This window comes from Methylomonas sp. PHL2-19 (assembly GCF_059331595.1).
Genome location: NZ_CP196839.1, coordinates 2,689,592 through 2,708,279, shown reverse-complemented (window position 1 = coordinate 2,708,279; position 18,688 = coordinate 2,689,592). Strand labels below are relative to the sequence as shown.

14 protein-coding genes and 1 pseudogene are annotated in these 18,688 nt (G+C 51.4%); 13 read left to right on the top strand and 2 right to left on the bottom strand.

Annotated elements, in window-relative coordinates; genetic code table 11:
• The 3 genes from fabB to galE are packed head-to-tail and all read left to right on the top strand — an operon-like array spanning nucleotide 1 to nucleotide 3,185.
• On the top strand, nucleotides 1-1,221 hold the full coding sequence (fabB, locus tag ACR02O_RS12590; protein WP_171695641.1) for a beta-ketoacyl-ACP synthase I: 1,221 nt from the start codon (nucleotides 1-3) through the stop codon (nucleotides 1,219-1,221).
• A 45-nt stretch (nucleotides 1,222-1,266) separates the two neighbouring features.
• Nucleotides 1,267-2,124: a tRNA 2-thiocytidine(32) synthetase TtcA gene (gene ttcA, locus ACR02O_RS12585; protein ID WP_458137328.1), complete on the top strand. Its 858-nt coding sequence runs from the start codon at nucleotides 1,267-1,269 to the stop codon at nucleotides 2,122-2,124.
• Between the two features lie 14 nt (nucleotides 2,125-2,138).
• Nucleotides 2,139-3,185, top strand: coding sequence for a UDP-glucose 4-epimerase GalE (gene galE / locus ACR02O_RS12580; protein ID WP_458137327.1), 1,047 nt, complete (start codon nucleotides 2,139-2,141; stop codon nucleotides 3,183-3,185).
• Here the strand turns inward: galE and ACR02O_RS12575 are convergent.
• Nucleotides 3,182-4,303, bottom strand: coding sequence for a DUF484 family protein (locus ACR02O_RS12575; protein ID WP_494521726.1), 1,122 nt, complete (start codon nucleotides 4,301-4,303; stop codon nucleotides 3,182-3,184). The two genes, galE and ACR02O_RS12575, sit on opposite strands and share 4 nt — an antisense overlap.
• 267 nt (nucleotides 4,304-4,570) lie before the next feature.
• On the opposite strand from ACR02O_RS12575, the gene ACR02O_RS12570 reads away from it, so the two are divergent.
• From ACR02O_RS12570 to ACR02O_RS12550, 5 genes and pseudogenes are all read left to right on the top strand, one after another.
• Entirely contained in the window at nucleotides 4,571-5,098 is a 528-nt protein-coding gene (locus tag ACR02O_RS12570; RefSeq protein ID WP_319960713.1) for an RNA polymerase sigma factor, read from the top strand.
• Nucleotides 5,099-5,182: 84 nt separating this feature from the next.
• Entirely contained in the window at nucleotides 5,183-6,145 is a 963-nt protein-coding gene (locus ACR02O_RS12565) for a FecR family protein (RefSeq protein ID WP_494521725.1), read from the top strand.
• A 187-nt stretch (nucleotides 6,146-6,332) separates the two neighbouring features.
• Nucleotides 6,333-8,759, top strand: coding sequence for a TonB-dependent siderophore receptor (locus ACR02O_RS12560; protein ID WP_494521724.1), 2,427 nt, complete (start codon nucleotides 6,333-6,335; stop codon nucleotides 8,757-8,759).
• Nucleotides 8,760-8,832: 73 nt separating this feature from the next.
• A complete protein-coding gene (locus ACR02O_RS12555; protein WP_494521723.1) occupies nucleotides 8,833-10,032 on the top strand; it encodes a PepSY-associated TM helix domain-containing protein in 1,200 nt (399 codons plus the stop codon).
• 92 nt (nucleotides 10,033-10,124) lie between these two features.
• Nucleotides 10,125-11,239, top strand: a pseudogene (locus ACR02O_RS12550) (IS5 family transposase).
• Here the strand turns inward: ACR02O_RS12550 and ACR02O_RS12545 are convergent.
• Nucleotides 11,205-11,579, bottom strand: a complete 375-nt coding sequence (locus tag ACR02O_RS12545) for a hypothetical protein (RefSeq protein WP_494521722.1) — start codon at nucleotides 11,577-11,579, stop codon at nucleotides 11,205-11,207. The pseudogene ACR02O_RS12550 and the gene ACR02O_RS12545 overlap by 35 nt on opposite strands.
• A gap of 62 nt (nucleotides 11,580-11,641) precedes the next feature.
• Here ACR02O_RS12545 and ACR02O_RS12540 point away from each other — a divergent pair, with 62 nt between their 5' ends.
• The 5 genes from ACR02O_RS12540 (at nucleotide 11,642) to ACR02O_RS12520 (ending at nucleotide 18,600) form a co-directional block, all read left to right on the top strand.
• Nucleotides 11,642-12,154, top strand: a complete 513-nt coding sequence (locus ACR02O_RS12540) for an RNA polymerase sigma factor (RefSeq protein ID WP_458137321.1) — start codon at nucleotides 11,642-11,644, stop codon at nucleotides 12,152-12,154.
• A 58-nt stretch (nucleotides 12,155-12,212) separates the two neighbouring features.
• Entirely contained in the window at nucleotides 12,213-13,190 is a 978-nt protein-coding gene (locus tag ACR02O_RS12535; RefSeq protein ID WP_494521721.1) for a FecR family protein, read from the top strand.
• 291 nt (nucleotides 13,191-13,481) lie between these two features.
• On the top strand, nucleotides 13,482-15,875 hold the full coding sequence (locus tag ACR02O_RS12530; protein WP_051669939.1) for a TonB-dependent siderophore receptor: 2,394 nt from the start codon (nucleotides 13,482-13,484) through the stop codon (nucleotides 15,873-15,875).
• A gap of 194 nt (nucleotides 15,876-16,069) precedes the next feature.
• Nucleotides 16,070-17,383 carry a PepSY-associated TM helix domain-containing protein gene (locus ACR02O_RS12525; protein ID WP_205800376.1) on the top strand — a complete coding sequence of 438 codons (1,314 nt, stop codon included), beginning with the start codon at nucleotides 16,070-16,072 and terminating at the stop codon, nucleotides 17,381-17,383.
• A 266-nt stretch (nucleotides 17,384-17,649) separates the two neighbouring features.
• Nucleotides 17,650-18,600 carry a YiaD family glycine zipper/OmpA-like lipoprotein gene (locus tag ACR02O_RS12520; RefSeq protein ID WP_033156497.1) on the top strand — a complete coding sequence of 317 codons (951 nt, stop codon included), beginning with the start codon at nucleotides 17,650-17,652 and terminating at the stop codon, nucleotides 18,598-18,600.
• Nucleotides 18,601-18,688: the final 88 nt, after the last annotated feature.

Sequence of the window (18,688 nt, the reverse complement as noted above, 5' to 3'; positions counted from 1 at the left end):
ATGAAGCGCGTCGTTGTAACAGGTTTAGGGATAGTTTCCAGCATCGGCAACAACCGGGACGAAGTGGTTGATTCTTTACGCGCCGGCCGTTCCGGTATCGTTCACGCACCGGTCTATGCCGAAATGGGCTTTCGCAGCCATGTACACGGCCCGGTTAATATTGATCTGGATGAAGCGATAGACCGTAAAGTTAAACGCTTTATGGGCGACGGTGCCGCATACAACTACCTGGCTATGGAGCAGGCTATTGCCGACTCCGGCCTGGAAGAGTCGCAAGTGTCCAATATCCGCACCGGCTTAGTGATGGGCTCAGGCGGGCCGTCAACGTCCAATCTGGTCGATTCCGCCGACATTCTGCGCTCGAAAGGCGTGAAAAAAGTCGGTCCGTACATGGTGACGCGCGCCATGTCCAGCACCAATACAGCCTGCCTAGCCACACCCTTTAAAATCAAAGGTGTCAATTACTCCATCAGCTCCGCTTGCGCCACTAGCGCCCACTGCATCGGCCACGCCATGGAATTGATTCAATTAGGCAAACAAGACGTTGTGTTCGCCGGCGGCGGTGAAGAACTGCACTGGACTATGTCGGTGATGTTCGACGCGATGGGCGCCTTGTCCTCAAAATATAACGACACGCCAGAAACGGCCTCTCGTCCCTACGACGAAACCCGCGACGGCTTCGTCATTTCCGGCGGCGGCGGCGTGTTAGTCATCGAAGAATTGGAACACGCCAAAGCCCGCGGCGCCAAAATCTACGCCGAACTGGTCGGCTACGGCGCCACATCTGACGGCTACGACATGGTACAACCCTCCGGCGAAGGCGCAGTGCGCTGCATGCAACAAGCCTTGGCTACCGTTAATGAAAAAATTGACTATATCAACGCGCACGGTACCAGCACCCCGGTAGGCGATACCCGCGAACTAGAAGCGATGCGCGAAGTGTTTGGTGTTGACGGCGTACCGGCAGTCAGCTCAACCAAATCTTTAACCGGACATGCCTTGGGTGCGGCCGGCGTCAACGAAGCCATTTATTCCTTGCTGATGATGCAGGAAAACTTCTTGAGCGCATCCGCCAATATCAACCAACTCGATCCAGGTGCGGCCGGCATTCCTATCGTTAGAGAATATCGGGATAACGTCACGCTGAACACCATTATGTCCAACAGCTTCGGCTTCGGCGGCACCAACGCCACGCTGATTTTCCAACGCTATAACGGCTAAATTTAGCGCGGCTAAACGTCCCTTTAGCCGCCTTTTCCAACATCCATGTCCGATCCAGAACACAAATCCCGCACCCAGTTTAACAAGCTGCAAAAACGCCTGAGACGCTGCGTTGGCGAAGCCATCGCCGACTTCAACATGATAGAACCTGACGATAAGTTGATGGTCTGTCTGTCAGGCGGCAAAGATTCTTACACCATGTTGGACATTCTGCTGAACCTGCAGAAAACCGCGCCAATCAATTTTGAGATTATTGCCGTCAATCTGGATCAGAAGCAGCCAGGCTTTCCGGAACATGTGCTGCCGGAATATCTACAATCGATAGGCGTGCCTTACCACATTATCGAGCACGACACTTACAGCATCGTCAAACGCATCATCCCGGAAGGCCAAACCACTTGCAGCCTATGTTCTCGGCTACGTCGCGGCACGCTGTACGGATTTGCCAAGGAACATAAGATCACCAAGATCGCCCTGGGCCATCACCGCGACGACATTATCGAGACTTTCTTCCTGAACATGTTTTACGCCGGCAAACTAAAAGCCATGCCGCCGAAGCTGCTGAGTGACGATAAGCAAAACATCGTCATACGTCCGTTAGCATATTGCCGGGAAAAAGACATCAACCGCTTCGCGGCTTTCAAACAGTTTCCGATCATTCCCTGCAATCTGTGCGGTTCGCAAGAAAACCTGCAACGCAAGGCCATGAAACAAATGCTCAACGCTTGGGATAAACAATTCCCCGGCCGCATCGAGACGATTTTCGCCAGTTTGCAAAATATCGCGCCGTCGCAAATGGCCGATACCAGCTTGTTCGATTTTGCCGGCCTGCGCCGCGACCCCGAATCCACTATTCCGCGCGTCGTATCCGATGAAGCCGGACTGGACATCCTAGAACGCTAATAGGGAATGCAACGATGAAACACACCATCTTAGTGACGGGCGGCGCCGGCTATATCGGCAGCCATACCTGCGTAGAACTGCTGAATAACGGTTTCGAGGTCATCGTTGTCGACAACCTAAGTAACAGCAAAATCGAATCGCTGAAACGTATCGAAACCATTACCGGACAAAAGCCCGGTTTCTATCAAGCCGACATTACCGACCAAGCCGCGCTACGGGAGATTTTTAAAGCGCATAAAATCGATGCGGTGGTTCATTTCGCCGGCCTGAAAGCCGTCGGCGAATCCTGCCAGCAACCCCTGAGCTATTACCACAACAACATCTACGGCACCCAAGTGTTGCTGGAAACGATGGACGAGTTTGCAGTGAAAAGATTGGTATTCAGCTCGTCGGCGACCGTTTACGGCGACCCGCATAGCGTACCGATTCTGGAAAGCTTCCCGCTGCAAGCCGCCAACCCTTATGGCCGCACCAAACTGTTTATCGAGGAAATTCTGCGCGATGTCAGCAATGCCGACAGCCTGAACAGCAACAGCCAGCCCTGGCAATTTGCGATACTGCGTTATTTCAATCCCATCGGTGCGCACAGCAGCGGTTTGATCGGTGAAGATCCCAACGGCATACCCAATAATCTGATGCCGTTTTTATCGCAAGTCGCCATCGGCAAATTGCCGGTCCTGTCGGTGTTCGGCGACGACTACCCTACCAAGGACGGCACCGGCGTGCGCGATTACATTCATGTGGTCGATCTGGCGCAAGGCCATATCAAAGCCTTGCAATACCTGATTGGTAAATCGGCCGATACCGCTATTTGCGATGCGATTAATTTAGGAACCGGCAACGGCTACAGCGTATTGGAAATGATCAATACCTTCATTGAAGTGACGGGCCAAGCGGTACCTTACAAAATCGCACCACGCAGAGCCGGTGATGTCGCGGCCTGCTACGCTGATCCGAGCTTGGCTGAAGCAAAAATAGGCTGGAAAGCGGAACGGGATTTAAAACAAATGATAACCGACACCTGGCGCTGGCAGAAAAACAATCCCAGCGGTTACCACTAAGCAGGCTCGGTAACCAACACCAAACCGCCATTCTCAATACGGTTTCTGCCTTTACGTTTGGCTTCGTACAAGGCAGCATCGGCGGTTTGCACCAATTGCAACGCAATCTCGGCAACCGACTTTTTCTGCGAACGGCTGGGTTGGTAAGTCGCCACACCAATCGAAATAGTCACCGGAATGGCTTGGTCGCCATACTCCACCTGCAAATTAGCGATACTCAAACGAATCCGCTCGGCAATTTCCGAGGCCGTACTTTCATCGGATTGCGACAGCAAGGCCACAAACTCTTCGCCACCATAACGCGCCAGCACATCGTTATTGCGCAACAATTTTTTGATGATACCAGCCACCACAGCCAGTACATGATCCCCGGCCTGATGCCCAAAACCGTCGTTGATGCGCTTGAAAAAATCGATATCCAAAAACAGGCAGGACAAGGGTTCGCGATTGCGTTGGCTGCGATCCAACTCTTCCTCTATGCGCTGCTCCAAAAAACGCCGATTGTTCACGCCGGTCAAGGGATCGACCAAACTGGTGCGCCGCATGGTTTCGACGTTTAAATTGTTTTCCAGGCAAATGCTGATGACCGAGGCGATGTGCTCGACAAAATCGGTCGCCATGCCTTGCATGAAACGCTCATTATGATAACTGCCCAAATTCAACGAACCCAAATACCGATTCCGGCGAATCAGCGGCGCAATCACCACCGACGCCGGTTTTTGTTGACTGGATTCGGAAAAAAACTTCTCGCAAATCGTGGTTTGATAGCTACCCAGAAACGGCTGATCGGACAGACCAAAACCATGCCGCAATTGCCATTCGCTACTGGCTAAAAACAGCCCTTCCCTGTCCCGAAAATTATAATTATCCACTTCCAGATAACCGGCAATTTCGTTTTTCGGATCGATCAAACACAAACTGATCACGTCCAAATCGAATAGCGCCTTGGCTTCACCAAGAATGAACTCTATCATTTCCGCCAACGAACTAAGGCCCAGCAAACGCATTTCAAAGCTTTGCAATCGTTTCAAGGTCAGGCTGTTGTGTTGGACGCGGTTGAGCATACCGTCCAAATGACTTTCCAACACCCGCAAATCTGTTGTTATATCCTGTTCCAAGCTCGGCCCCACCCGCTTAATCGAGGTGATAAGACTAGCAGTTTTCGCAGAAAAAGTGTGTAGTTGTGGGCACTTCCAGCACACATCTCCCGTCCACTCTGATTGCAAATAAATCAGGCATTTCACCTATTAAAACGGCATATGCCATACCCTGCCGCCGGGTGCCATGTGATTTTGTCTTTCAAAATCAACACACTTGTTTATTGGTTCAAATATTGCTGTAAATCGGCTCTATCGGGTTCCAAGCACGCCAAACACGTCTTCGCCATGAACAGCCTCACCTTCAACATCGACGATTTATTTTTGAGCCATCGCGATTCGTTGATTCACACTATTTTCGGCATCGTCGGCTGCCCGCAAACCGCGGAAGACTTGGCGCATGAAGCTTACATAAAAATGCTGCACGCCCTGGAAATCCAAGACATCAGTTACCCGCGGCCGTTTCTATACCAAATCGCAAAAAACCTGGCACTGGATCATCTGCGTAAAGAACGTATTCGCCAACGCGCCGACGACTCAAAAACGGCCGATACGGACGAAGATATATCGCTGCTGGACAATTTGCCGGACGATACCCCGACGCCCGAACAGCAAGCGTCCGATCAACAAGAACTGGCATTGATGCTGGCAGCGCTTGAGCAATTACCCGAACGGCGCAGGCAAATTCTGGTGTTGCACAAATTTCACCATTGGAATTACGAGCGGATCGCCGCCTATTACGACATATCGCGTAGCGCGGTAGAGAAGAATGTACAGGCAGCTCTGACTCATTTATTAGCCAGCCGGCAAGACTAGCCGTAACCTTAGGCCATTCTGATTTTCCTGAACACAGCACCAATACTGATAAAATTCGCCCCATTGCCTAACCCGTCAACCGCCATGCCTTTACGTTTTGATCAGGAAGTTCCATCGCAGGGTAATGTCCAAGATCAAGCACTTGCCTGGTTTGCCCGCTTACAAGACCATAAAAGCGGTGCGGCCGATCAAGCCAAGTTTGCCTGCTGGTTAGCCGCCGACCCCACGCATCAAACCGCTTACGACAAAGTGGTGCAACTCTGGCAATCGCCAGCATTGAACGCCGCCCTAAGCCAATACGCCAGCATCCCACTTCGGCCGCCCGCACAGCGTAAATCGACCATTCGGCGCTGGGCTGCTGCCGCCAGCATTACCTTAATCAGCGGCTGGTTCCTGGCTTCAACAGATTGGTTGCAACGCTGGCAAGCAGACATTACCACCGCCACCGGCGAACAGCGCCGAGTAATACTGGCAGACGGTTCCGCGCTGGTGCTTAATACCGATAGCGCAGTAAAACTGGATTACGCCGGCCAACAGCGCGGCGTAACCTTATTAAGCGGCGAAGCGTATTTTGAGGTGCAAGCCGACAAACACCGGCCGTTTATTGTGACGACAGCACAGGGAACCGTGCGGGTGGTTGGCACCCGTTTCAGCGTCAAAACCGGCGATACTACCCAAGTGAATGTCGAAAGCGGCCTAGTGATTTGTAGCGCCGAACAAGGCCAAAACCGGCAATTAAGCGTCGGCCAACATACCGAGATCGATACCCACAGCGTTGCGGAAATCAGCAACATAGATGCCGGTAAGACCTTTGCCTGGCTAAAAGGCCGCCTGATCTTTCAAGATCAAACCTTGGCAGACGTGATAACCGAACTGGATCGCTACCATCCCGGCACCATCGCCATCGCCGACGCCAAGTTGGCAAACACCCGGATCACCGGCAATTACAAACTGGAAGATACCAATAGCCTGCTGCGAACCTTGGCGAACATAACCGGCGCCAAAATCGTGAATATGTCAGCTTACCTGACGATATTGAAAAGCTAAATAAAACCCCGACCATCCGGTATTGATTGGGACAACATTCGCCTGATTCCACAATCTCCGGCCAATGCCTTAATCGCCAATCAAAAAATAATTTTCTCGCCAACTGTGTATTCCATTTTCTGAAACGTCTCGGTAGCCATGTGCGTTGCAACGCCTTAACCGACAACCACCCAGACAAGGATTACATATGAAGCCCCCACACCTGACCCCGCCTTGTGCATTACGCAAACTCAGCATTGCCATAGCCCTGAGTTTGCCCGGCCTGATAAGCATCCCCACACAAGCCGGTGAGACCGTCACCAGCCAACCAGGCAGTCAACGCTTTAATATCCCAGCCCAACCGCTGGCCGATGCCATTAACGCCTTTATCAGTAGCAGCGACTGGCAAGTAGGCTATCCCGCGGACCTGGCCAAGAATTGCCTATCCAACAACCTTAACGGCAACTACACCCCGCAGCAAGCCCTCCACATATTGCTGCAAGGCACCGGCCTCAACTACCGCATGACCGGCGAGAATAAAGCTACTCTGGAAAAGGTGGCCGTTAGTGAACCGCAATCGGCAACGACTATGCCAGCGGTCACGGTGACTGGTAAGGGGTTTTATGATTCAACGGATCCGTATAACTCGGATTACCGTTTGCCCAACGCCACTACAGGCACCAAGACAGATACGCCGATTATGGAGACGCCGTTCTCGGTGCAGGTAGTGACCAAGCAAGTGCTGCAAGACCAACAAGTGACACGTATCGACAAAGCGGTACAAAACGTTAGCGGGGTAACACTTGGAGCAATTAATCAAGGCGCGACAGATGGTTACCAAATCAGAGGTTTCCAAAATAATATTACTTACCGGGACGGAGTTTTAATTCCTACCATTGTCGGCGGTAGCGCCGGAACTAAGCGAGACACAACCAATATAGAGCGAGTGGAAATTCTCAAAGGGCCGGGATCTATATTGTTTGGTCGAGCAGAGCCGGGGGGGATTGTAAATATCGTAACTAAACAGCCGCTCACAACTCCGTACTATGCCCTACAGCAACAGTTTGGGTCATATGATTTCTACCGAACCACCTTGGATGCGACTGCACCAATCACAAAGGACGACACGCTGCTCTATAGACTTAATATGTCCTATGAAAACGCAGGCTCTTTCAGAGATTTTATTGAAGGGGAGCGGGTTTTTGTCGCCCCAGTTCTCAAGTGGAATATTAGTCCGAGAACCCAAGCGACTCTTGAGCTTGAATATCAACACTACAACGATCAGCCTGATCCGGGTATCACTCGAATAGGTAATCGTCCTGCGAATGTTCCATTAGATACGGCGCTACACGAGCCATTAAACAATAAGAATGTCGGCGATAGAGTTCTGGTTGGATTTAATTGGTCACATGAGTTCAATGATAGCTGGAAATTAACTCATCGGTTTACATCCGAATTCATGGAAAAAGAAAGCAAAACTTTAAACTTTGGCGCAGCCAATGCTAATGGTTTGCTTACTCGCAATTTCAACAATGCAACACCTGCATCGCAACGCTATTTTACTTCGCTTAATTTGATAGGAAACATTTCAACCGGTGCACTTAAGCATAAATTATTGTGGGGCTACGATTATTTTGTTATCGATGACCAGATAACGAATAGATATGGTGGATCGGTTTCGGGATTTAATATTTTCAACCCGGTCTATTTAACAGCATCCCCTGCTTTAACGAAACGCGATGATCAAGGATATACCCAGTCCTGGCACGGGTTGTATTTTCAAGACCAAATTGAGCTTCCCTACCATTTCCACGCACTTGGTGGACTTCGTTACGACAATGCCGAAGGGACAAACAATATTCTTGGACGTGTCACCGAATCAGTTGATCATATTAGTCCTCGTGGTGGTTTATTATGGCAGCCAGTCAATTGGCTTTCACTTTATGGAAGCTACACCGAAAATTTTGGTGGCACCAATAGTTTATTTAATACGGATGGAACTTCACTCCCACCAGAAAGCGCTCAACAATGGGAAACAGGTTTTAAAACCGAATTTTGGGATGGGAGATTAAGAACAACAGTATCTTATTTCGAATTAACTAAACAGAATCTTTTTACTGCAATTCCAGGAGATCCAAATGGAAATGGCCGTGCGATTGGCGAAGCTATAAGCAAGGGGATAGAGTTTGATTCTACGGGAGAAGTCATTCCCGGGTGGAATATTATCGCAACTTACGCTTACACACCCTTTGCAAAAATAACTAAAGATGTTGATCCGGCAGGGGGAATTGGTAACCAGGGAAATAGATTGTTTTTAGCCCCAAAACATTCTGGAAGCTTTTGGAGTACTTACGAATTTCAAACCAGTGCTTTGCGAGGACTTAAGTTCGGTGCGGGAGCCATTGCGCAGGGTCAAAAAGAAGGCAACGCAGGAAATACTTATGAGTTGCCTGGCTTTGTTACAGCAAACCTAATGGCAAGCTACCAAATGAAAGTTGGGAGTACAAAAGTAACGACCCAATTCAATGTTGATAACTTGCTGGATAAAAACTACTACGCAGGCACTAATAGTGGAAGTTTTATCACCATCGGAACACCCCGAACTTTTATGGGATCGGTTCGAGTAGAGTTTTAAACAACCAATATCCCATACAATCGAGCCTTAAATAGAAGGAAAATTTTCAAGCTTAATCTGTGAATTTAGTTAAATGGCTGCAATGGAACTGACACGAAAAAATCGCCGCAAATTCTGGCTAAAAGTACATTTGTATCTTGGTATAGTTGCAGGGGCGATCTTCGTAATTATTGGCTTAACTGGGAGTTTGTTAGCATTTGAACTTCCATTAGACGAGTGGCTAAATTCTAACCTTATGATAGTTTCCGTTGAAACCGGGCATGAAAGTTACCAGCCAATCGATAAGATTGTAGCATCCGGTATTGGTGCCTTGCCGATCATTGGCAAAGCGATCAGCCTTGATTTCCCACGACGCGACGGACTTGCGTTTGCTCTGTGGTTTGAACAGCCATCACCCGATGCGAGCTATCTGGAAAGACATCAAATTTTTATCAATCCCTATACAGCAGAAGTAACTGGGCAGCGGTTATTAATCGATTATGAACGGATATGGCGCGATCCGTTTAAGGATTTTATTTTGCGCTTGCATTATTCATTGGGTCTGGCGAAAGCAGGGATGAATATCGTGGGTTTTATAGGCTTGGGTTTATTGTTTTCTGTTTTGACAGGCTTAATTTTGTGGTGGCCAACCCCCGGTAAATTTAGAAACTCACTGACAATCAAGAAAAACGCGAGCGTTGAACGATTAACTTTCGATTTGCATAAGACTTTTGGTTTTTATAGCGCAATTGTTCTTCTATTTTTGATTTTATCGGGTGTGTATTTAATTTTTCCGGAATACGGTCGCGGCTTAATAAGTGTATTTTCTCCGGTTTCTCCAGCGTGGCCCAACATTAAGAGTGTTTTGCAAGAGCATAATCAAGTACCAATCAGTTTTTCTCGAGTTTTAGAGATCACCGACATGCGCTACCCTGATGGGGAATATCGGCGAATTGATTTTCCGCAAGATAAGCAAGGTGTGTATCTGGTAAGTAAGCGAGAATTTGACGAACCCAATCAAAAGCATTCGTTTCGACGCCTTTGGATCGATCAATACAGCGGAGAAATTATTCATATTCAGGATAGAACCACACGCAGTGCCGGAGATGCTTTTGTTGATTGGCTCTATCCGTTACACAGTGGCGAAGCACTTGGCTTGCTTGGACAGCTTATTATTTTAATTTCTGGATTTGTGCCATTAGTGCTTTATTTAACTGGTTTTATTCGTTGGCTGCAAAAACGCCGGGCAAAATCAGCCGCCGCCGTTATTCAGGCCAAGAAAAATCCCGACTAGCAGGCTGGTGAAAAACTCGAAAAGCCAAGTAAGCTAAGGCATAGATGAGCGGCTAACTGTTAAAATAGGCTACCTAAATTTGGAGCCTTTCAATGCGCGGACACGATGCCATTCAAAACAGCTGGTTCAGCTATGTTAGCCTGGAAGACCGTATTCCCAAACAGCATCCGTTGCGTCGTTTACGGCTACTGGTTGATGGCGTATTGGCCTCAATGGATGCCGTCTTTGCCGAGCGTTACTCGCACACAGGCCGTCCCTCGATTGCCCCTGAAAAACTGCTGCGCGCCTTGCTGTTGCAAGTGCTGTACACCGTTCGCAGTGAGCGTCAGTTGATGGAACAACTGGACTACAACCTGTTGTTTCGCTGGTTTGTCGGTCTGGGCATCGACGACGCCGTGTGGGAACGCACAGTGTTCAGTGCCAACCGCGAACGCCTGCTGTCCGAAGCCCTGAGTCGCGAATTTTTTGAGCGGGTACTGGCCATAGCCGAATGGCAAAATCTGGTGTCCGACGAACACTTCAGCGTCGACGGTAGCCTCATTGAAGCCTGGGCCTCGCACAAAAGCTTCGTCATTTATGCCCTTTGGGTAAGAAAGACGGCAGAGGCCCGGACAAACCCGCCGGCCGCAATCCCGAGGTCGACTTCAGCGGCGAAAAGCGCAGCAACGCCACCCACCACAGTACGACCGATCCCGAAGCCCGGCTTTACAAGAAAGGCGAATACACCGAGGCCAAACTGCGTTACATCACCCATGCCTTGTCCGAGAATCGCAACGGCCTGATTGTCGATGTCGAAACCACTCAAGCCACCGGCACCGCCGAAATCGAAGCCGCGCAAAACATGATCAAACGCCGCGTGCCCCAAGGCGGCAGCGTCGGTGCCGACAAAGGCTATGACCAAGCGGCGTTCGTCAACGGACTCGAGTCCCGTGATATCAAAGCCCATGTGGCCCGCAAAAAGATTGGCAGTGCCGTCGACGGCCGCACCGCGCGCGGCAAAGGTTACGCCCAAAGTCTCAAGCGCCGCAAAATCGTCGAAGAAGCCTTTGGCTGGGTCAAAACGGTCGGCGGCCTGCGCAAAACCCGTCACATCGGCTTAGCCAAAGTCGCGGGTCAGGCCTTGTTTTGCTTTGCCGCCTACAACCTGACGCGCATGCTCAACCTATTGGTGTTCACGCCGAAACCGGCGTGGAGTGCACCCGCCTAGGGTGAAGTTCGCCTGAAAACCGTCCACAGACGGCTTCAGGCGAATAAAAAGCCCTTGAAACCGGGGCAAAACGCTTGAAACTCGATGTCATGACCGATTTCAACTCGAAAAAATCACGAACATCGTGGGTAAGGGGAAATATCGGCGGGTTTTTCACCAGCCTGCTAAGTCCGCTGCTAAACGACCGATACTCGCGCACCGACAGCGGTATTCCCATCGTCTTGCCGCCGCCCTGTAATGTCAGCGATTTCCCGATGGCAGCCAAAGCCATATAACATAGTTTAATTAAATCAACTGTTCGCCACCCTTCATCAAACCGCTTAAACCATTGAATAATCATAGCAGCCGAAAATTAGGCACGATTTCGGCTTGCCATTGCGCACCATTGAACTTCACGCCGACATGCCCAATCGCCATATTCGCCTATTGGACTTTCTATTCCAAAGACACAACAAGGAACTGCTGGTGTTCGCCGAACAACGGGCCGGCCGCCAACATGCCGAGGATCTGGTTCAGGATGCTTATCTCAGGCTCTTGCAGCACGGCAACACCGACGCCATCGACAACCATCGCGCCTATCTGTATCGCATCACCGCCAACCTGAGCGGCGACCTGCGCAGACGCGAGCAAATCGTCCCTTTCGTCAACGACGAAGAATCGGAAACAGACGCTGTAGCCTGCCCGATGCCGCAACCCGATGCCGTCGCCGAAAGCCGGGAACGCCTGCGAATTTGCCTGCAAGCGCTGGACAGCCTGCCGGAAATAGTTCGCACCGTGTTTCTGTTACACCGCGTCGACGGTCTGACCTATCCCGAAATCGCCAAGGCTTTTGCGATCCCGCCGCGCACCGTCGAGCGCTATTGCATCAAGGCGTTGGCCCACTGTAGCAAATCCGTCAGGCAGGACATAGAGTAATACCGCCAAATTCTCCGCCGGCCAGCGTAGCCGGTTGTGGATGCGATACACTAACACCATGAACCGAATCACCCCGCCAATTCCATCGTCGTTGCACGAACAAGCCAGTCATTGGGTGGTCAGACTGCGCGCGCCCGATTGTTCGGCTAGCGAACGCCGGGCGTTTCAGGATTGGCTGGCGTTAAGCCCTCGCCATCGCCAGAGCTATCAAAACGCCGAAGCGATTTGGCGAGATTTTAGTAGCATCGACGCACAACCCGACCCGCGGCTGATGGCGGCCAGGAACGGTTTACGCCGCGCGCAAATCGAGCGCCGCCGGGCACGCCGCAACCTACGGCTGTCGATAGCCGCCTCGTTACTGATTGCGGCAATAGGCATGCCGCTAGCCTGGGACTGGATAAACACCGACTGTTACTCGACACTAAAAGGCCAACGGCAACACATCGCGCTCCGCGATGGCTCGACGATAGAACTCAACAGCAACAGCCAGGTGCGAGTCCGCTACGGCTGGCGCGGCCGCGAAGCGGTGTTGGATCGTGGCGAAGCCTTATTCAGCGTGGCGCACGATGAAACCAAACCCTTCGACGTCGTCGCCGGCCACGGCAAGATCCACGACATCGGCACCCGCTTCAACGTGTGCATGCTGAATGACACCGCCACGGTCAGCGTCCTGGAAGGCGAAGTCGCCGTTGCCACTGAGCGGCGGCCCGACCCGCAAACTCTGTTGGCGGGCCAGCAAATTAAATACGATGCTCACGGCCTGGCGTCCGCGCCGACCCGTTTCGACGCCACTACTGTCGCCGCTTGGCGGGAAGGCATGCTGGTATTTAAAAAGACGGCGCTGGCCGAGGTTCTGGCACAACTAAGCCGCTATCACGACATCGAACTCCGCGTCGCCGACCCGCAATTGCAAAACCTTAAAGTCAGCGGCGACTTTCCCACCAACGACTTAAACCTTGCCCTCAATGCCATCAGCGCCGCGCTGCCGATCAAGGCGGTTCGAAAAAACGAGCGACTGATCGAATTCGAACGCTAAGCAAGCGAGGGCCGGTTCAGCAACAGGTCGAAATACGCATAAGACGCTCGGCGGGCTCAGGTCGGAAGCCGGTTCGTCACACCCCCTTGGCTTCCCCGGCACTAACGCTGGCCATGGCAACATTCCCGCATACCGCCGGCGGTTTACGTCTTACGGAAATAAGTGAATTTACGCTGCGCGCGAAATCGTTACCGAAAAATATTTTTAACCACTCGAAAAAAAAGTGGCGCCTTCGCCCTTGAAAACCGCTCTTACTGGGTAGTGAAATCATCACACACCACGGGAGGGCAAATGTATTCACTTTCGAGAACGCTAGTCGGCGGCCTGCTGACCGGCACCGCGCTGGTTGCCACGGCTCAGGAACAAAGCTATCAGTTGAACATTCCCGCGCAAGCCCTGTCCGGCGCGCTGGAAACGCTCAAACAGCAGACCGGCTTGCATCTGTTCTACGCGGAGCAAACCCTAGCCGGTAAAACCAGTACCGCGCTGCAAGGCACTTACAGCGCCAAGCAGGCGGTAGCGATTCTGGTCGGCGGCGCCAGCTTGAGTTACACCTTCACCGCTGATAATGCCGTATCGATTAAGCCGCTAGAAGTGAACAGTTTGCCGGCGGTCACCGTCTCCGGACAACGCAGTTACGATCTCACCGACCCCTATAACAAGGACTACTCAGTACCCAATACCCGTTTCGCCACCAAAACCGATACGCCAATCATGGAAACCCCGCTCAACGTCCAGGTTATTCCGAAGGCGGTATTGGATGATCGCCAAGCCATCAAACTCGATCAAGCGGTGAAATACGTCAGCGGCGTGACCACCGGCCAGGGCGCTGGCGGTTTGGGCGACCAAGTGACAATTCGCGGATTTTTCAATTTCAACTATTTCCGCAACGGTTTCCGGATAGATACCTTTGGTGGCGCGGACGGCACGCGAGCCATGGCCAATGTGCAAAGCATTGAGGTCCTGAAAGGGCCGGCCGCGATGTTATATGGGCGTGTCGAGCCAGGCGGTATGGTTAACGTCGTGACCAAAAAGCCTCTGGATACGGCGTATTACGCGCTGCAACAACAATTCGGTTCTTACGATTTATACCGTACCAGCATCGATGCGACCGGGCCGTTGACTGAAAATCGCGATCTGTTGTACCGGATGAATGTGTCCTATGAAAACAGCGGCTCGTTTCGCGAGCTGGTGGACTACGAAAAAGTATTCGTCGCCCCGGTGCTGCAATGGAACATCAGCCCGCGAACCACGGCATTGTTGGAGATGGAATACCGCCACGAAAACAATGATTACGACCTGCATTCCAGACCCCTAATGATAGACGGCACCCGTGCCGACGGTAGCTGGATCAACCCACGCTTGGTGGAAATTCCGCGCGAACGGAATTTGATGGAAGCTAACCCGAATCCGGTCGAAAATAAATTCGTCGGCTTTAATCTGAAACACCAATTTAACGACAACTGGGAGATCAGCGAGCAACTAGGCATCAACTTATTGGATCGAACCAGAACCGCCCTGTTACCCACTACCTTACAAGCCGACCAGCGCACGCTGAACCGGCGTTTAGTGACCAGCGATTTTTACAGCAACGAAAGTTATTTTACGACCACCAACCTGACCGGCCATTTCAACACCTGGGGCTTGCAACACACGCTGCTGATTGGCGGTGATTATTATCTGCAAGACGAAAACACCGTCGGCTACAGCAGTACCGTTGCCAGCACCATCGACATCTACAATCCCATCCATACCGGTAATCCGCCTATCAACTTAACAACACGAGCCGCCAATTCGTTTCATACCGTTACCGACCTATACGGCATCTATCTGCAGGATCAAATCAAACTACCTTATAACGTTCATGTCATGGGCGGCTTTCGTTACCAAAATGTCGAGCAATTCAATGTGTTGTCTCAACAGGTCGGACAAAGAGCCGATGCGGTGACACCTCAGGTGGGTGTGCTGTGGCAACCGGAAAAATGGCTGAGCCTTTACGGTAATTATGTGGAGAATTTCGGCACAACCAATGGCATGGGACAAGGCAATACCTTTTTACCGCCGCAGACCGCGCAACAGTGGGAAGTGGGATTTAAAACCGCATTTTTCGACGACAGATTAACCAGCACTATCGCCTACTATGACTTAACCAAACAAAACATTCCCACCACCGATTTAACCAATATAAATTTTAGCGTAGCCACCGGCGAGGCCCGTAGCCGGGGCGTCGAAGTGGATATCAAAGGGGAAATTCTGCCTGGATGGAATGCCATTGCCACTTATGCTTACACCAACACCGAAGTGTTGAAGGAAAACAATCCGAATAATATCCCGGTCGGCAGCCGATTGAGAGGCATTCCGGATCATACCGCCACTTTTTGGACCACATACGACTTTCAGCAGGCAGACTTGCGTGGTTTAAAAATCGGTGCTGGCCTGGAACTGGCAAGCGACAGGAAGGCGACCTTCGATTTTCATGATTTCAACTTCGATGGCTATGGCGTCGTGGATCTGCTGGCTAGCTATACCCGCAAAGTGGCAAAAACCAACGTTACTTTACAGCTGAATGTTACCAATTTACTGGATAAGGAATATGTCCACGACGGTTTTGCGTTAGTGTCCGGCACGCGCGCGACCTGGGGTACGCCCCGTTCGTTCTTGGGGTCGGTCAAGGTTGAATTTTGACCGGGTAAGTCGCAAAAAGCGGTAGTCCTTCCCGTTCTTTGCGACCGAACCGCCTCCTGACCATAAAGTTGCGCGAGCGGTGTCAAGTATCGTCATCTCGGCAGTTACAGCCAAGATGACGTTATTGCTGAAACCGCTTTTTAATCAGAAAACCGTCTTGTGTTCCTTAGCCGAAGTCATTTTTAAAAATCGTTATGAAACCAGCTTTTGAGAATTTAACGTCCTGCAGTGCAAAGCCTCCCGCACCCAATGCCAGTGCTAGCCGGTTAACGAAGCTTAAATCCCGTCGTAAAAGGTGGCTGGCTGTTCACCTTTATTTAGGTTTGAGTGCCGGATTGCTGTTGGCGGTCGTCGGTCTGACCGGCGGCATACTGGTGTTTTATCTGGAAATGCAGGAAATACTGAACCCTGAGTTGTCCGTCGTTTCCTTACCCGCCGCAGAACAACGACACTTGCGGTCGTTAGACGACATCGTCGCCGCAGCGGAAAACGCCAAACCGCCAGATAGTCTGTTTTTTAAGGTGTACTACCCACGAAACGCCGAAGTGGCTTACAAATTTTTGTATTTTGTCAGGGACGACAGTAAAACGAACAGTGGCGACGGCTACTATATCTTCGTCGACCCTTATACCGCGCAAGTCAAGGGTTTACAGCTTTGGCATCCGAAAGATCGATATTGGGGCCGGCCTTTGGTCAGTTTCATCATGCAGTTACATTGGTGTTTGCTGCTGGGCAAGACTGGCGCCACTATCGTCTCGATTCTCGGCGCCTTTTCCATTTTATCGGTATTGACTGGCTTAATCGTCTGGTGGCCGTTGACCGGTAAATTTAGGCAGGCGCTGACCTTCAAGCGCCGTTCGGGATCAGTCAGATTCAACTTCGATCTGCATAAAATAGTCGGTTTCTATTCCGGCATCGTGTTAATACCGGTATTGTTTTCCGGTATTTATATGACGCAGCCGGAGCGAATAGACGTACTAGTCAAGCCGTTCTCGACTATCACCCGCCCGAATGCGTACAACGGCATTCCGGAAACGATTGATAGCGCCCCACCCAAAGCGGGGCAACAGACGATTAGCTTAGCGCAAGTGGAAACAATAGTGCAGCAAAGCTACCCTGCCGGCCGGCTGTGGATGCTGAATGGCCCCAAGGACAGAACCGACGTGTTCAGGGTCATGAAGCGCGATGTCGACGAATTAAGCCGCTTCGTCGGCTATAGGGATATTGCCGTCGATCAATACAGCGGCGAAATTCTGAAAGTCTACGATTCCGGCACCAGCTCCAACGCCGATGTCTTTTACGATTGGCAATGGCCTTTGCATAGTGGCCATGCCTTCGGTTGGCCGGGGCGGATTCTGGTGTTGCTGGCGGGTTTGGCTTGCCCGGTGTTATATATCACCGGCATCGTGCGTTGGCTGCAAAAACGGCGAGCGAAACAGCCTCTAAAGTCACTTAGCCAAAAACAACTGCCACAGGCCGCTGAATCAATTTATTGCCCCCGCCCTTAAATCCCGTTCGCGCTTGGTCTGTCGAAGGGCACGCTCGTTTGGGCTGCGATGCGCTTAGCCCGCGGCATATCCGGGATAAATAGGGCCGGGTTAATAAGCCATTCAGGAAACCATTCCCCCGCCTGCCGATCCATTTTAAGTGCGAGTTAAGCCTTTAAGGTTTTAATCGCCACGCGGTCCGGGACCGGCTTCTATTGGCAATACCCATAGAATTTATACGCCGCCCGACTCAACGTATTTATGAACAGCATCCAGGATGAAAAATAATGACTAAAAAATTACTTGCTATCGCCATCGGTACCAGCTTGTTGACAGCCTGTACCACTAACCCCTATACCGGCCAGTCCAGCATGAGCAACCTAGGCAAGGGCGCCGGTGTCGGCGCGGCAGTGGGAGCAGGCGCCGGTACTTTATTCGGCGGAAACGACTGGAAAAACGCCGGTCTGGGCGCATTAGCCGGTGCCGCGGTTGGCGCCGGGGTCGGTTATTACATGGACAAACAACAAGAAGAGATGCAGCAGTCGCTGCAAGGCACCGGGATTGAAGTCCAGCGCACCGCGCAAAACCAGCTGACCTTGAACATGCCCAGCACCAGTGATGTGACGTTTGCGTTCGGCAAGGCCGACTTGACGCCGGAAGCCCAGCACGCACTCGACCCCATCGCCAGAGTGTTGACCAATTACCCGGAGTCGACGATTTCCGTCACCGGCCACACCGATGACGTGGGTTCCGATGCCGACAATCAACGTTTATCTGAAGCACGGGCTACCAGCGTGGCCAACTTCTTGGCGCAACGCGGTGTGAACCGGATGCGTATCTCCCAGCAGGGCATGGGCGAAAGTTCGCCGAAAGTACCGAACAGTAGCGATGCCAATCGGGCAATCAATCGCCGGGTGGAACTGGCGATCAACGCCAATCAAAACGCCGGTGCTGCGCAACAACCGCAGCAAGGCTACCCGCAACAGCAAACCCAGCCTTATCAGCAACAAGGCGGTTATCCGCAGCAGAACTACCCGCAGCAAGGTTATCCGCAGCAAAACCAACCGTATCAGCAGGGTTACCCGCAACAGCAAAGTTACCCTCAGCAGAATCAGCAATACCAAGGTTACCCACAGCAACAGGGGTATCCACAGCAAACTTATCCGCAACAGAGTTACCCACAACAGAACCAGCAATACCAGCAGCAGTATCCACAGCCTTATTACCAACAACAATAAAGCTTTAGATACAAGCCAGCCATCATAAAAAACCCGCTTCTTTCCGGGAAAAAAGCGGGTTTCAGTTAAGCCCTTGGAAATTCGGCTC